This is a genomic window from Paenibacillus xylanilyticus (assembly GCF_013359935.1).
GTDB classification, from domain to species: domain Bacteria; phylum Bacillota; class Bacilli; order Paenibacillales; family Paenibacillaceae; genus Paenibacillus; species Paenibacillus xylanilyticus.
Genome location: NZ_JABMCB010000153.1, coordinates 28,648 through 41,798 on the forward strand (window position 1 = coordinate 28,648; position 13,151 = coordinate 41,798).

At 45.7% G+C, this 13,151-nt stretch carries 15 protein-coding genes; 11 read left to right on the plus strand and 4 right to left on the minus strand.

The features are described from left to right. Positions 1 to 15 precede the first annotated feature (15 nt). Positions 16 to 465: an SRPBCC family protein gene (locus HP552_RS04855; protein WP_175394474.1), complete on the plus strand. Its 450-nt coding sequence runs from the start codon at positions 16 to 18 to the stop codon at positions 463 to 465. Positions 466 to 559: 94 nt separating this feature from the next. Here HP552_RS04855 and pyk read toward each other — a convergent pair whose 3' ends face one another. Next, the gene (pyk, locus tag HP552_RS04860) at positions 560 to 1,975 is read right to left on the minus strand and encodes a pyruvate kinase (RefSeq protein ID WP_175394475.1); all 1,416 of its coding nucleotides are present in this window, start codon (positions 1,973 to 1,975) and stop codon (positions 560 to 562) included. Positions 1,976 to 2,088: 113 nt separating this feature from the next. Between pyk and HP552_RS04865 the strand changes: the two genes are divergently transcribed. After that, positions 2,089 to 2,868 (plus strand): helix-turn-helix transcriptional regulator, encoded by a 780-nt coding sequence (locus tag HP552_RS04865; RefSeq protein WP_175394476.1) that lies wholly within the window; start codon positions 2,089 to 2,091, stop codon positions 2,866 to 2,868. Positions 2,869 to 3,001: 133 nt separating this feature from the next. Here the strand turns inward: HP552_RS04865 and HP552_RS04870 are convergent, their stop codons facing one another. Continuing rightward, positions 3,002 to 3,673, minus strand: a complete 672-nt coding sequence (locus HP552_RS04870) for a phosphatase PAP2 family protein (RefSeq protein ID WP_175394477.1) — start codon at positions 3,671 to 3,673, stop codon at positions 3,002 to 3,004. A gap of 296 nt (positions 3,674 to 3,969) precedes the next feature. On the opposite strand from HP552_RS04870, the gene HP552_RS04875 reads away from it, so the two are divergent. The 4 genes from HP552_RS04875 to HP552_RS04890 all read left to right on the plus strand — a co-directional run bounded on the left by HP552_RS04875 (position 3,970) and on the right by HP552_RS04890 (position 6,142). Next, entirely contained in the window at positions 3,970 to 4,758 is a 789-nt protein-coding gene (locus HP552_RS04875; protein WP_175394478.1) for a CPBP family intramembrane glutamic endopeptidase, read from the plus strand. Between the two features lie 136 nt (positions 4,759 to 4,894). Beyond that, the gene (locus tag HP552_RS04880; protein ID WP_175394479.1) at positions 4,895 to 5,131 is read left to right on the plus strand and encodes a DUF6953 family protein; all 237 of its coding nucleotides are present in this window, start codon (positions 4,895 to 4,897) and stop codon (positions 5,129 to 5,131) included. Between the two features lie 392 nt (positions 5,132 to 5,523). Next, positions 5,524 to 5,724, plus strand: coding sequence for a cold-shock protein (locus HP552_RS04885; RefSeq protein ID WP_024633772.1), 201 nt, complete (start codon positions 5,524 to 5,526; stop codon positions 5,722 to 5,724). 190 nt (positions 5,725 to 5,914) lie between these two features. Further along, positions 5,915 to 6,142 carry a cold-shock protein gene (locus tag HP552_RS04890; RefSeq protein ID WP_056697134.1) on the plus strand — a complete coding sequence of 76 codons (228 nt, stop codon included), beginning with the start codon at positions 5,915 to 5,917 and terminating at the stop codon, positions 6,140 to 6,142. A 223-nt stretch (positions 6,143 to 6,365) separates the two neighbouring features. On the opposite strand, the gene HP552_RS04895 is transcribed toward HP552_RS04890, so the two are convergent. Continuing rightward, positions 6,366 to 6,710 carry a hypothetical protein gene (locus HP552_RS04895; RefSeq protein WP_175394480.1) on the minus strand — a complete coding sequence of 115 codons (345 nt, stop codon included), beginning with the start codon at positions 6,708 to 6,710 and terminating at the stop codon, positions 6,366 to 6,368. A 118-nt stretch (positions 6,711 to 6,828) separates the two neighbouring features. Here HP552_RS04895 and HP552_RS04900 point away from each other — a divergent pair, with 118 nt between their 5' ends. Beyond that, positions 6,829 to 7,608 carry a class I SAM-dependent methyltransferase gene (locus HP552_RS04900; RefSeq protein ID WP_175394481.1) on the plus strand — a complete coding sequence of 260 codons (780 nt, stop codon included), beginning with the start codon at positions 6,829 to 6,831 and terminating at the stop codon, positions 7,606 to 7,608. 124 nt (positions 7,609 to 7,732) lie between these two features. Here the strand turns inward: HP552_RS04900 and HP552_RS04905 are convergent, their stop codons facing one another. Further along, positions 7,733 to 8,377 carry a GntR family transcriptional regulator gene (locus HP552_RS04905; protein ID WP_175394482.1) on the minus strand — a complete coding sequence of 215 codons (645 nt, stop codon included), beginning with the start codon at positions 8,375 to 8,377 and terminating at the stop codon, positions 7,733 to 7,735. A 325-nt stretch (positions 8,378 to 8,702) separates the two neighbouring features. Here HP552_RS04905 and HP552_RS04910 point away from each other — a divergent pair, with 325 nt between their 5' ends. The 4 genes from HP552_RS04910 to rocF all read left to right on the plus strand — a co-directional run bounded on the left by HP552_RS04910 (position 8,703) and on the right by rocF (position 12,585). Further along, complete coding sequence (locus HP552_RS04910; RefSeq protein ID WP_175394483.1) at positions 8,703 to 9,524, plus strand: ABC transporter substrate-binding protein; 822 nt, start codon at positions 8,703 to 8,705, stop codon at positions 9,522 to 9,524. Positions 9,525 to 9,547: 23 nt separating this feature from the next. Next, a complete protein-coding gene (locus HP552_RS04915; protein ID WP_175394484.1) occupies positions 9,548 to 10,204 on the plus strand; it encodes an amino acid ABC transporter permease in 657 nt (218 codons plus the stop codon). A gap of 138 nt (positions 10,205 to 10,342) precedes the next feature. Then, entirely contained in the window at positions 10,343 to 11,536 is a 1,194-nt protein-coding gene (locus HP552_RS04920; protein WP_175394485.1) for an ornithine--oxo-acid transaminase, read from the plus strand. An 80-nt stretch (positions 11,537 to 11,616) separates the two neighbouring features. Then, the gene (rocF, locus tag HP552_RS04925; RefSeq protein ID WP_312884210.1) at positions 11,617 to 12,585 is read left to right on the plus strand and encodes an arginase; all 969 of its coding nucleotides are present in this window, start codon (positions 11,617 to 11,619) and stop codon (positions 12,583 to 12,585) included. Positions 12,586 to 13,151: the final 566 nt, after the last annotated feature.

Consider the following 13,151-nt stretch of genomic DNA (forward strand, 5'->3'; position numbering starts at 1 on the left):
TAGGGGAGTGAGTTCATGGAATTGAAATATGAATTTTATATCAATGCCGGGCTGGAAGACGTGTGGAATGCCCTGATTTCTCCTGACGGCACACGAAGCAGTTTCTTTGGCAGTGAACTTCGTTCCAATTTTCAACCGGGTCAGCCGTTTGCTTATGTAGGGCCTGGCAATGATGGTACTGAAACAGTCCATGTGTACGGTGATATTTTGGAATTTGAACCGTTGTCCAGACTCAGTTATCGTGAGCATCCCGGACCATCGTACCATGCGAATCATACCGAGCTTGAATCCAGAGTGGTCTTCCAGCTCGAGACCGTGGGCGAATGTACGAAGCTGACCTTGATCAATGATCAATTTACAGACAACCATCCTTCCTTTGCGAATGCGCAGAGCAGCTGGTGGATGATTTTGAGCAGTATCAAATCCTGGGCCGAAACAGGAAAGACATTGAATTTTGGCTGGTAGAACGTTATAAACTATAGTCTGATATAAAAAATCCACCGGATGGCATTTGAGCCTCGGTGGATTTTATTTGTTTAATTTAACTGCGTGAAATGAATTAGACTTGTTGAACCTTGATCAGGTTTGTATTACCGGATTGGCCGATAGGTACACCTGCAGACAATACAATGATGTCACCTTTTTCGATATAGCCCGTTTTGATTGCGTTACGTGTAGCGGACTCAAACATTTCGTCTGTTGTCGTTACTTTATCGCCCATAACCGGAATGACACCGGAGAGCAGGCAGATTTTAGCGAGTACTTCTTCATGCTGAGTAACAGCAATGATGGGCGCCTTTGGACGGTATTTGGAGATCATGCGCGCCGTGAAGCCACTCTCTGTTGAAGTAATAATCGCTTTGGCATTCAGTACGAGGGAAGAGCTTACAGCTCCCTGGCTGATTACTTCTGTAATGTCGGCTACTTGTTGAGCTGACTTTTGTCCAAATTGCTCTTTGTAATCAATCATCGTTTCTGCACGGCGGGCAACAGCAGCCATCGTGCGAACCGATTGTACAGGATATTTACCTGCGGCCGATTCACCTGACAACATGACAACGTCTGCGCCTTGGAGTACTGCGTTTGCAACGTCACTGACCTCGGAGCGTGTTGGACGCGGATTAACCTGCATGGATTCCAGCATGTGTGTAGCAACGATAACCGGTTTACCGACACGGTTACATTTGTCGATCATTTCTTTTTGCATCATAGGTACGTCTTCAATCGGTACTTCAACCCCGAGATCACCACGAGCTACCATGATACCGTCAGATGCCTCGATGATGTCGTTCAGGTTGGTCATACCTTCCTGGTTTTCGATTTTGGAGATGATTTGTACGTGCTCAGCACCGCGTTCTTTCAAAATGCTGCGAATTTCACGGATGTCATCGCCTTTACGAACAAAAGAAGCTGCAATAATTTCGATATCGTTTTCGATTCCGAATCCGATATGCATGACGTCACGCTCGGTTACACCCGGCAGTGTCGTTTTGATCCCTGGCAGGTTTACACCTTTACGTGGTTTCAGGATGCCTCCGCTGATGATTTTGCAATGAATATCCGAACCTTCTACAGAGAGTACAGTCAGATCTACCAGACCATCATCAATCAGGATGCGATCGCCAGGTTTCACAACGAGATTCAGTTCCGGGTAGTTTACCGAGATCCGTTCTGCGTCACCAAGAATTTCTTCCGTTGTCAGGATCAGTTCTTTGCCAGCCTGCAGGTGGCAGGATGCTTCTTTCAGTTTGCCAATACGAACTTCAGGTCCTTTGATATCCATCATAATGGGTATATATTTGTTCAGTTCGGAAGCCGCTTTGCGAATGTTGTTGATCCGGGTAACGTGATCTTCCAGCTCGCCGTGAGCCATATTCAGACGGGCAACCGTCATCCCTTCCTGAATCATTACCTTCAATGTTTCGATCGAGTCACAAGCAGGTCCCATAGTACAAATAATCTTTGTTTTCAACATGCTGATTTCCTCCTCATATGTTTTGCTTATGTGTGTATTGTAGCGTTTTCTGTCGAATCAGGGTATGAACTATAGTACAATGATTGGAGTATAGTCCAGTAATGAGGTGTGTTATGATCACTCCGTTAGAAGTCCGGCACATTAATGGTGTCGGTTGGTACGAAGAAGCAGTGCAGTCCGAAGGGATATGGCGACTGAGCTTGGTTACTTATGGGAAATGTGTATATTGGGTGAACGGTGAGAAACAGATCATGGAGAAGGGTGAATTGCTCTTGATTCCTGGTGGTGTCTCCTATTATGGCAAAAGCATTCCCACGGTAACGCATACGCAAATTGTTGTGCATTTGCAAGGAGATCAGGCAGACGCATTGCCTGCGTTGGAACGAACGGAAGTTGTGCGCCACAAACCGGGATGTTACGAGCTAATCCATGAACGCATGAAGGCGATTCACCAGCAGTGGCAGGAACGTCAGTCTTATTATGTCATGATGAGCCAGGCCTTATTGATGGAAGTATTGATTTATGTGAATCGTGAACTGGATCGGGGAGTCATTCCACCAGAGAAGCATATGCATGCAGAGCGAATGAAACGATATATCGAGCGGCATTACCGGGAGAAACTGACGAAGGAAGATCTCGGAGATGAGATTGGCAAGACACCCAACTACGCAGCAGCGTTGTTCAAAAGCGTGACGAACCAAACGATCAGCCAGTATGTACATGACCAGCGGATGAAACGGGCGTTATTTCTGCTCACTGAGTCGCAGCTCTCTATACAGGAAATTGCTGAATTTCTTGGTTATCGTGATTTGTCATACTTTTACCGGATATTCAAACGCATAACAGGAACCCAGCCTTCCGACTGGCTCCATGAGCGTCCACCGGTAATCTAACATTTGAAAGAATGCATCACGGAATTTGGGCCACAGTTTATCGGTTTCTTCTATATATACTTATGTTAAAAAAAGAGGGCCTCGGCCCTCTTTTGATTTCATGCAGCATGTTTCATGTCTGCCTTTGAAAATGTTAGGCGTTGCTGCTTGTGTTGGTGGCACCAACGCGCTGCTTTGCTTTTTTGCGAGCAAGGCCGCTGCGAACCAAGAAAACATGAACCGCCCAATACGCTGCTTCCGCAAACAGAATTCCACCTGCCACATCCAGCAGGGAATGCTGCTTCACAAACACCGTTGAAGCGATGATCAGCCAGAGCCACACGGACCAGGAGATTCGCGCGAGTGGTCTGGAATTCAAGTGCCGGTTGATGATGATGAACAGCAGATAACTTGTGAGACAGTGAATGCTTGGGAAACAGTTGAACGGAGCATCATTTGCATAGATAAACTGTACAAGCGTGCTGCTCAGGTCTGTTCCGCCAACCAAGGGACGCGGTACATGCGTTGGAAAGACTGCGAAACAGATGTTGGCCGCAATCACCCCGACATTGTATGTGAGCAGTGTGCGCCAAAATAACGTTTTATTCGTCAGTCCCAAATAGATGAATCCAAGATACAGAATCGGCATCCAACTGATGTATGGGTAAATAAATTCTTTGATAAATGGAATTTGTGTATCGATCCAGGCGTAATTGTAGAAGACATCGTTCCCCGTATTGCTGCCAAGGATTACATATATGGTACCTTGAAGCGGTATACACAGTATAGCCAGCAGATGCCCCCAGCGCAGAAATAGTTCTTTCATAGTGACCCCCTGATTTGTTATGCATCGTGCATGTTCGTTATTTTCTCTCTATATAAGACGTTGCGGAGTTGAGGTAACCCTGCAGCCGCTAACTTGCGTACTACTATGATGACAGTTTGGAACACAAGCCATACCTGATTTTAGGGGAAAAGAAGTTGGAGAAAGTCTCTATTTTGTTACTTTTATAATTTTATCCAAATAAGGATATTCGAAATTCCGTTGATGTGATACAACTAAATGGTCATATCATTTCGTATGACAACGACAAATGAAGATGAAATGAGGCTGATCCAACCATGACATCCCCGCAAACCGGTAGAAATCCGTCCTTTTCCGAGCGCAAACCGGTGTTGATCGTAATCATCATTGAACTGCTGCTCTTGCTCGCTGTATTTGCGGCAGGAGCTGTAGCGACAGTGAAGCAGCTGGACTATACTTCGCCTGTACTTATGTCTTTTACACCGATGGCTGTTGTACTCATAATTTATCTAACTGTGCGGCGTAAGTGGGGGGAGACCGGTTTTCGTTCGCTTCGGACGATTCCGGTTTTGCATGTAAAGTATTATATTCCGTTACTCCTTGTACTGGGTACAATCGCCCTGAAAGGTTTTACAGAACTGACTTTGACGAAAGTGATCTTTTTTGTCTTTTTCACCCTGCTTGTCGCTTTTGTGGAAGAAACCGTCTACCGTGGACTCATATTCAAGACATTACTTCGCAGGAGTGCAATGGCAGCGGTAGTGACCTCGAGCATCTTGTTTTCCGTTACGCATATGTTGAATGCACTCTCGGGCCAAAGCGTGGCTGATACGATGCTGCAACTGGTCTATGCACTGCTGCTCGGAGCCGTACTGGCACTGCTAATGCTCAAAAATGGGAACATCATTCCCCTGATTCTGTTTCATTTCATACATAATCTGATTCAATTCCTGAGCGATGACCTCCAGGATGCCAATACCTTGCCGTATGATCTTTTCCTATTAGTTGTTCTTGTTTTTTACTGTATATGGTTAACATTTAGTGTCCGGACAACGAAACGATCCTCATCTGATCCAGGGACTACAGGACATAAGGTTATTCATTAAGTGCTTCGTTAGTGTAGCTTGCCAGCTCCATTTACCGTCAGCGGTGTACTCGTGGTATACTCAGTCTGGCGGTAAGGCTGACTGGGGTTGTTGTAGTCATTCCTCCGCACAATGGGATAGACGGCAGGTGATAAGAATGGAAAAAACAGCACAGGACGTAGCTGAGTGGATGGTTCAGGAAATTAAATTTACTGGAACACTCCGTCAGGAAGCCGCAATTGAATATGTGAAGACTCATTTTGGCGATGAGTTTGTTTTTGTAAATGAGAATGGCAATGCTTCTTTATCAAAAGAGGTGAAGAAAGCGTTCCGGAAACTTCATGGCGGGCAAATTGCCTGGGATCGGGATGCCTTCATGTGGGCCTGGACGTAGTTTTATTGATGTATTGGAACAGGTGATTCCAGTTGAAATGGATATGCATGCCAAAATCTTTTATAAAAAATGTATAAGTTGGTTCGAATCTGCATATCCTTTCATAAGACCGCACAACAGCGGCAGACCTTTTGAACAAGACTTGTCCAAGTACGCAGCAATAACATGTATTTCCAAAGCTGTTTGAAAAGAAAATACAAAGATTTGCTTTTTGGCAGAAATGGAGTTATAATAAGAACAAGTTGTAGAGAGAGTGGAAAACCTAATTCACATATTGTAAAGGGCGATCACTTATAGGTTATGACTGGTACCTTTTTCAATGTGTGAATTTTTATTTGCTTGCTGCAAAGAACAAAGGAACATGTTAATCTTTATTTGGAGGTGTAATTCACATGCAAAACGGAACAGTAAAATGGTTCAACGCTGATAAAGGCTTCGGTTTCATCGAAGTTGAAGGCGGAGAAGATGTATTCGTACACTTCAGCGCTATTACAGGCGAAGGCTTCAAAACGCTGGACGAAGGTCAACGCGTGCAATTTAAAATTGTACAAGGAAACCGTGGTCCTCAAGCAGAAGAAGTTGTAAAACTGTAATTAAAGCATAGCTGCCTTTAACATGTTATAATGGTAAAGGCAGCTTCTTTTTTTTGAGCAGATAGATGAAAGTCGGCCCAATAAGTTGTCGAGGCAGTAGCCCAAGCGGGATGCAAAACTTCAGCTAAGTATAGGCTTCTGTGAAATAACGTCGGTTAGATGTTTTTCCATAACAAAGGGGGTAGAAGTCATGTATAATCGCAAAAAGCCATTGGAAGAGATTCCACAAGCGGATGCGGCAATCTGGGAGTGTACGAGTGATACGTGCAAAGGATGGATGCGGGACAATTTTGCGTTTGATAGCGTGCCTACTTGTCCGATATGTGCTTCTGAGATGGTTAGCACGACTAGGATGCTGCCATTGCTTGAAAATTCGAATAGCAACCTGAAAACGATGTCTAAAGGAAATCGGATTTAACATAGCTTACCCGCCTCTTACGAGGTGTTTTTTTTTAACTAAGACCTGACATCTTGTGCAAAGATAAGGGTTTGAAATATGAAGTTCCTGGCATTCGTTATGGCGAATGCCTTTTTTTATTTTGCAGAGGATTATGGTAACAAAAATCCCCCTTATTGCAGCAGTGCAATGTGGGGGATTTTTGCTGTTAACTAGGCATAAAAGGTGAAAAGGGTTTGTTGATTTAGATGAAAAGGAATGGAAGCAGCAGTAATGTGGTCACCAGAGCAAGATCATATCCAGCCCCGTAGCCATAACCTCCGCCATATCCGTAACCGTAAGGACCGAAAGCTGAAGACTTCACTTTCTTGGCTGCAACGGCGTTGCTTTTCCCTTTTCTGCGGAGCTGTTGTTTGGATTTGACAGAGCATAAACGTGGCCCTTCGAAACTTCCGCTTACATAAATCTTGCCATCCCGGCATCCCCCAAGTGTGCCGTATATGTGCTTGCCGTCTTTCATAATCATACAAACAGGGCGTCCTACGTGCGGAGACACCGTCTCTTCACATACCGGATGAATTCTGTGCATGCATATCCCCCTCAGATTTTGCGGTTTGCCGCTTGAATCAACGGTTTGTATATCATAGTAAAAAAAGAACGAAATGGTATGGACGAGTACCCGGAAAATGCATAGGGATGTGCCGCTTTTGAAGTTGCTCCATACACTGAAGGGAGGAAAGGAGCTGGAGATTGTGGATTATCATGACTTATTGGCAAAACTTGGTGAAGGAAGCGCGCATCCTGGTGGATTTACAGCAACAGTTCAACTTATAGATTCCTTGTCTCTCCCGGCGCATGGTCAAGTGCTGGAAGTAGGATGTGGTACAGGGAGAACGGCTTGTTATCTCGCACGAAATGGTTATCGGGTGACTGCGGTTGATCTTCACCGCGAAATGCTGGAGAAAGCAGTGAGGCGAGCAAGACGAGAACGCCTGGATATTCGTTTTATTCAGGCGGATGTCACTGCATTACCCTTTCCGGATCACCGCTTCGATCTGGTGTTTGTAGAGTCGGTTACGATATTTACCCGCTGGCGCGCTGCGCTTGCCGAATATAGGCGAGTTTTGAAACCGGGTGGACGTTTAATAGATCGTGAGATGATATTGTGTGGACGGAAGACCGATCTGATGCGACGCAGGTTGAAGCGGTTTTACGGTATGAGGACACTGGCTACGATGACGGAATGGAAGAAGCGTCTCAAACAGAGCGGATTTGCGGATGTGTCAGTTCATGAGCATTCGCGTTCCATTGGGAAATGGGGTGTGGATCATGATCCACACCGGGAGCTGGATATGGCGCTGTTCGAGGATGAGCAGGTCCGGCGAATGAGTCAAACCAATGATCGATTGCTCGCAAGGTATGGTAAAAAGTTGGGGTACGCTGTGTTGGAAGCAAGAGCACCGCTTAACGAGACAGAGAAGGGATAAGATGAGTTTCAGACGCTATGAACGTTGTCGATGTATGGGAAAACGTAAAAGAAAAGGCAACCCACGACGTGAGTTGCCTTGTTTGCGCTGCATTTTGCTGATGGGCTGATAGCAGACGGAGGCTTTACAGCATATCATTGTCGATAATGCGCCAGTGGTGTTTGAGAAGGGCCTCCAATTGCGGTTTGTCTTTGGTGCGAAAAGCGCCTAGAATCTGGCGATGCTCTTCGTTAACTTCCTGAAGCACACTGGATAACTTCGGTTTATTATCACTAACATACGACTGGCGAATAAAGCTGTTTTTCAGCGTATTTAACATCTCGATCACCGTTGCGTTCCCGCAGCGCTGGATGTACAAGTTGTGGAATTGATATTGATCTTTGCTGTAGGCGGTGAGATCGAGCTGGGCGATGTCCTCGTCCATTCTCGCAACGAGTGCTTCCATCTCCAGTAGGTCAGATGTTCTCAGATTATCTGCTGCGAGCGTGGCAGCAAGTGCCTCCAGTACCCCGATGGCCTGGGAGAATTCGAGTTTCTTGCCGGAATCAAACGGTGCAACGATGAATCCCCGGCGCGGAATGTATTGCAGCAAATTGTCTGATGTAAGCTGGAACAATGCCTCTCTTGTGGGGGTGCGGCTGATGTCCAGCTTTTTGCATATCTCCGCTTCATTGATCTTTTGATTGGGAAGCAGTGTTCCATCCTGAATCTTCTGGGCAATGTAATCGTAAACGTGATCTTTCAAGGACCGGTATTTAGGTACTTCCATACCGAATCCCCCCTTCTGTATATAGTGATGATAGGATGTGTGGGGCATAAGCCCAGTGTAGTGCGCCGTTCAGGTGTAACAAGTTTTTATCATCTTAACACCGAGGGGGAAGTTGGGCAAGCAAACTTAAATACCTATTTTGCGTCATGTGTATGTAATGTATTGCTGCTAATTTGGAATATAAGTCCATAAATGTGTAAAAACCATTGCTGAAAATTCAAATGTTTGTTAGTATAACTTACATAAAAGCCCTTATATTGTGTTATGTATATTGTATACAAATTTAAAATGCTTATCATCCAAAAAAAGAATAGGGGTATGATTTGTGAAAAGAGTGCTTTTGCCAGTGATACTGATGTTAATGGTTGTAATCATGTCGGCTTGTGGGCAGAAACAAACCACAGGCAGCGCTTCGGAACCTGCTTCCTCCGCTGGAGGAGATGCCAAAGAGAAGGAAGTGATTGTGCTCGGTACCAGTGCAGATTACGCACCCTATGAATTTCACAAGAGTATGGATGGCAAAGACACCATTGTAGGTTTCGATATCGAGATAGCCAAGGCCATAGCAGCCGATCTGGGAGCTGAATTGAAGATTGAAGACATGGATTTTGACGGTCTGCTAATGGCGCTCGATACGGGAAAGGTTGATTTTGTGATTTCGGGTTTGACTCCTACAGAAGAGCGGAAGAAGAATGTTGATTTCACGGACATCTATTACTATGCAGAGCAGGCCGTGCTTGTCAGGGAAGGTGAAGGTGATGCATTAAACTCGTTGGATGATCTGTCTGGCAAACTGGTCGGTGTACAGAAAAGTTCCATTCAAGAAGGGATTGCTCAAGCAGTAGAAGGTGCCAAGCTTACATCTCTGGCCAAAATTCCTGAGTTGATCCTGGAATTGCAGACTGGTCGTGTGGATGCCCTTATTCTGGAGAAACCGGTCGCGGAACAATATGTGAAAAATCAGCAGGGGCTAGCCTTGTCGGATGTGAAGATTGAACAAGCTGAAGATGAAGCCGGTTCGGCGATCGCTGTGAAAAAAGGAAATCAGGAGTTGGTTGATCAGATCAACAGCACTCTGGCAAAGCTCAAAAGTAATGGTGATATCGAACGGTTCGTCGTTGAAGCGAATGAGTTGGTCGGTGACTAAACCGGGCGAGTGAGGGATATGCCGTGAATTTAGATTTTTCTTTTCTTTCGGAGCATTGGCAGGATTACGCACGAAGTGCGTGGGTGACGCTGGAGTTATCTTTCTTTGGTGTCCTGCTGGGGACGATCCTTGGCGTTATTGTTGCACTGATGCGTATATCACGCGTATGGCCAATCAAATTTGTGGTGTCAGCTTATATCGAGCTCATTCGGGGCACGCCGATGCTGGTGCAAATTCTTATCATTCATTATGGTCTGACTGTTATCGGTGTGAATCTGCCAGCATTTATGTCTGGGGTTGTAGCTCTGACCATGAATAGTTCTGCTTATATGGCCGAAGTGTTCCGAGCTGGAATCCAGGCGATCGATAAAGGGCAGACGGAAGCTTCCCGTTCACTTGGTTTGACTCATGGCATGACGCTTCGCTACATTATACTACCACAAGCATTCCGCAATATGCTGCCGGCAATCGGCAATGAATTCATTATTATCATTAAAGACTCCTCCCTTGTTTCCATGATTGGAATTGCTGAAATTATCTATACGGCCAGGGCTGTTCAAGGTGTCACTTTCCAACCGCTTGCCCCGCTTCTCGTTGCCGCTGCTCTCTATTTTGTGATCACATTTACACTGGCAAATCTGCTCGCCTGGGTGGAACGCAAAATTTCCACTTCCCGTTAAACAGGGGCTATGGTGTATGAATATGTGGAACCACCGGGCTGTTGTGGAAATAGCTGTATTGGGGTCGTAAATGGGGATGGCAGAGCATACATTGATATTGTATTTTGTATACAAAATCGGCAGGAGGTGCTGGGGGTTATGTCAGACTCGCAAAAATGGTTAGAATGGTCGGAACATTATGCTGCGCCTAACTATCATCCGCTCCCCATTGTCATTGAAAAGGCCGAGGGAGTTTGGGTTGAAGATCCCGAGGGCCTTCGGTATATGGATATGTTAAGTGCCTATTCGGCGTTGAATCATGGACATAGACATCCAGTCCTTATTCAGGCGCTGAAGGACCAGGCTGACCTGGTTACGTTGACATCGCGGGCATTTCACAGCAGTGCAGCCTCTCTTTTTTATCAAAAACTTTCGCAATTTACAGGCAAATCGAAGATTCTTGCTATGAACACGGGAGCTGAAGCGGTGGAAACCGCGGTTAAGGCAGTGCGCAGATGGGCTTATCGTTGCAAAGGAGTACCTGAGAACCAAGCTGAGATTATCGTATGCTCTGGTAACTTTCACGGAAGAACGTTGACTGTCACGTCTTTCTCATCTTCCCCGGAGTACAAAAAAGACTTTGGTCCCTTTACACCCGGGTTTCGGATTATTCCTTATGGGGATGTCGAGGCGTTGAGGCAAGCAATCACTCCTTATACTGCGGCATTTCTTGTGGAGCCGATTCAGGGAGAGGCTGGCATAATCATTCCGCCGGATGGCTATCTTGCGGAAGCCTTTGCTCTATGCAGGGAGATGCAGGTATTGACGGTAGCGGATGAAATCCAGACAGGGTTCGGACGAACAGGACGTCGTTTTGCCTCTGATTGGGAGGGGGCCGTGCCTGATCTCTGGATCATGGGTAAAGCGCTTGGCGGAGGGATCATGCCGATCTCGGCTGTGGCAGCGGATGCTGAGATTCTTAATTTGTTTGAGCCAGGTTCTCATGGTTCCACGTTTGGTGGCAATCCGCTTGCTTGTGCAGTGGCGGTTGCAGCGCTGCAGGTTTATGAAGATGAGCGGCTGGCGGAGCGATCGGAGCGTCTTGGGAATTATTTTATGAAGAGACTTGAGGGGATTAGGAGTACGGCTGTGAAAGAGATACGTGGAAGAGGGTTGTTTATTGGTGTTGATCTTCATGTGCCTGCCCGCCCGTATTGCGAGCAACTGATGTCGGCAGGATTGCTGTGCAAGGAAACGCATGAAACAACGATTCGATTTGCGCCGCCGCTTACCATTACAGAGGATGAAATCAATTGGGCAGTAGAGAGGATTGAACAGGTATTAAGAGACTGAGGTCTAGGTTAGGCGGTATCCATCGGTTCTTATTATTAAATTCATTACTTCTTAATTAAGCAGTGAAGGAGCTGACCTCAATGGGGAATCATAAAACGGAAGCTGCGGACATCCTAAGTACTTGTAATGAAACGAGTCTGTTATCTATGGAACAACGCCAGGTAGCCATTATCAAAGTTCCTTTTGGTCTCGGTGGTGCAAGAGGTGGTGCTGAGTTAGGCCCTGATGAGCTAATTACAGCTGGACTGAAGCGGGAGATTGCGAGACTGGGATTGGTTCTCTCAGAGGAAGTGCGAGTGGAATGTCCTTCGGTATCCGATGCTCCGATTGAGCGTAACCGTGTAAAGTATTTAGATGAAGTGCGACAAGTGAGTGAGCGAGTATGCACTGAAGTATCGCGTGCCGTGGCAGATGGCTCTTTTCCACTTGTTCTCGGCGGGGATCACAGTGTGGCGATCGGTACTCTTGCCGGACTCACGTCCCATTATTCCAACCTGGGTGTAATCTGGTTTGATGCACATGCAGATCTGAATACCGAAGAACGCAGTCTGTCTGGTAACATGCACGGGATGAGTTTGGCAGCAGCGCTTGGGCATTCTGCCTTTAATTTGTCTCATATTCCTGGAGTGGGTCCGTTCATTAATCCTTCCAATCTGGTATACGTTGGTCTGCGTGATCTGGATGAGTATGAGAAAGAGCAGATTAGAGCACATGGAATTAAAAGCTTCACGATGCATGATATAGACCGAATGGGGATACAGTGTGTTGTTGAACAAGCATTGGCCGTAGCAGGAAAAGGAAGTGATGGGATTCATCTTAGCTTTGATATGGATTGTCTTGATCCTCGTGAAGCTCCGGGCGTCGGTACGCCGGTGCCTGGCGGATTGAATTACCGGGAAGCTCATTTTGCTCTAGAGTTATTGGCTTCGACAAACCGGATAACATCCATGGAACTTGTAGAGGTAAATCCGCTGTTTGACCACAATAGACATACCGCAAGATTAGGTGTAGAACTGATCGCTTCACTGCTCGGTAAACGCATCTTATAACGGTCTCTTGATGGAGTGCTTATATCACATGATTCGAAACGTGTCTTATATAGAAGAAAAGAGTTTTATAAAAAGCCAGATACGAGTCTCAACTGTATCTTCCTGATGGAGGAGGATGGGGCTTGCCTGGCTTTTGTTAGGGTTTGTATAAGCGATAGTGTTTAAGATGATATATGGTGCTATATATAGAAGATAAGCAAAGAAAGGGAGGGGAGAATCGAGATTGAAGTTTTTTTTAAAAAAGTACTTGCATAAAAAATATGAACATGGTATATTCTAATTCCGGCCAAGAAAACACGAGAAACACGGTGCGGTAAGCAAACCAAATAAGCTTCGAAAGAAACTTAAAAAAAAGTGCTTGCTAAATTGGTTCGGATGTGATAAGATATAAAAGTTGCTGAAGAGAACAACACTCGGACGCAAACGAAGTTTGATCTTTGAAAACTGAACAACGAGTGAGTAACGATCTTGCTTGCAAGATCGACGCTGAGAAATCGGTACACGTCATCTGACTGTATGATTTCGAAGCACAATTGAGATTTTTAATCTCGTCAGATTCAAAATGA

Coding starts and splice junctions, on each gene's coding strand:
- HP552_RS04855 (WP_175394474.1), top strand. CDS start 16: ATGGAATTGAAATATGAATTTTATATCAATGCCGGGCTGGAAGACGTG.
- pyk (WP_175394475.1), bottom strand. CDS start 1,975: ATGTTGAAAACAAAGATTATTTGTACTATGGGACCTGCTTGTGACTCG.
- HP552_RS04865 (WP_175394476.1), top strand. CDS start 2,089: ATGATCACTCCGTTAGAAGTCCGGCACATTAATGGTGTCGGTTGGTAC.
- HP552_RS04870 (WP_175394477.1), bottom strand. CDS start 3,673: ATGAAAGAACTATTTCTGCGCTGGGGGCATCTGCTGGCTATACTGTGT.
- HP552_RS04875 (WP_175394478.1), top strand. CDS start 3,970: ATGACATCCCCGCAAACCGGTAGAAATCCGTCCTTTTCCGAGCGCAAA.
- HP552_RS04880 (WP_175394479.1), top strand. CDS start 4,895: ATGGAAAAAACAGCACAGGACGTAGCTGAGTGGATGGTTCAGGAAATT.
- HP552_RS04885 (WP_024633772.1), top strand. CDS start 5,524: ATGCAAAACGGAACAGTAAAATGGTTCAACGCTGATAAAGGCTTCGGT.
- HP552_RS04890 (WP_056697134.1), top strand. CDS start 5,915: ATGTATAATCGCAAAAAGCCATTGGAAGAGATTCCACAAGCGGATGCG.
- HP552_RS04895 (WP_175394480.1), bottom strand. CDS start 6,710: ATGCACAGAATTCATCCGGTATGTGAAGAGACGGTGTCTCCGCACGTA.
- HP552_RS04905 (WP_175394482.1), bottom strand. CDS start 8,377: ATGGAAGTACCTAAATACCGGTCCTTGAAAGATCACGTTTACGATTAC.
- HP552_RS04920 (WP_175394485.1), top strand. CDS start 10,343: ATGTCAGACTCGCAAAAATGGTTAGAATGGTCGGAACATTATGCTGCG.
- rocF (WP_312884210.1), top strand. CDS start 11,617: ATGGGGAATCATAAAACGGAAGCTGCGGACATCCTAAGTACTTGTAAT.